At 76.8% G+C, this 1,043-nt stretch carries 1 protein-coding gene; it reads right to left on the bottom strand.

Annotated elements, in window-relative coordinates; all coding sequences use genetic code 11:
* Positions 1–205: 205 nt before the first annotated feature.
* Positions 206–1,043 (bottom strand): CU044_5270 family protein (locus ABZ914_RS51800; RefSeq protein ID WP_500201876.1); only part of this gene is annotated, 838 nt, incomplete at its 5' end.

The raw sequence follows: 1,043 nt of genomic DNA on the forward strand, positions 1-1,043 counted from the left end.
GGCGGCCCGCCGGGCGCCGGGGCGCCGTAGCCCCCCGGCCCGTAACCGGGGTGGTACGGGCCGCCGGGGCCGGGCTGGGCGGGAGGCGGGGGGTAGCCCATGAAGGCTCCTGTGCGAGGCGTGGCAGCGCGATGGTCAGGCGACACCATAGCGCCGCCATCTCGCATTCTTCGCGCCTTTCCGGACGAACCGGCCCGCCTCCGGTTCAGCAGCCGGAGACCTCCGCCCCCGGAACGGGCTCCGGGACCTTGTCGACGACCTCGGTCCGCACCACCGCGCTGGCGAACAGGGTCGACCCGCGCTTCCCGAGCTGGTCGCTGGAGCGGGTGACGACGTTCCGGGTCCCCAGGTACCGGTGGGTCACGGGGTCGAAGACGAGCTCCTCCCGCACCCCGTCCCGCGTGCGGGTGACCGCGACGCCGTGCCGCCCGACCGCGTCCACCGAGTCGCTCGCCAGCCGCACCCCCGAGATGCGGGCGATGGCGCGGAACAGCGCCGCGCGCACGGCGGGCGGCGCCGGCCGGTCGATCAGGTCGATGACGGCCTCCCACTGCCGCTCGGCCCGCGTGCCGTCGCCGCTGGTCGCCAGCAGCCGGAGCAGGGCGTCCGGGTCGGCGGGGACGTCGCCGAGGTAGGGCCGCTCGATCGGTGGCACCTGCCCGCAGGGCTTGAGCACGCTGTCGCCGTCCGGCGGGACGCCCTCGTCCGGCCGGGGCCGGATCCAGTTCTTCAGGCGGACGAGTCCGGTCCGGGACCCGTCGACCGAGATCCACGACTGGTTGCGGTCCTTGTACCAGCGCCCCTTGCTCATGACCCGGCGCAGTTCGATCGTGTCCTGGTAGACGAACTGGTCGGGCCGCGGGACCGGATCGGTGCCGGCGCGGTCGGCGGCCTGGTCGAGCAACGCCCCGACGGCGGCGGGCGGCGGGGGCGGCTCCGCCGGCCGGTACGTCGCCACGACGGTCGCCCCCACGGTCGCGCAGGCCCCCCCGGGCGCCCCGGACCGCAGCAGCGGCCTGCGGGGCCGGGCGCACCCGCCGGGG

Source organism: Spirillospora sp. NPDC046719 (assembly GCF_040645715.1).
Lineage (GTDB): Bacteria > Actinomycetota > Actinomycetes > Streptosporangiales > Streptosporangiaceae > Spirillospora.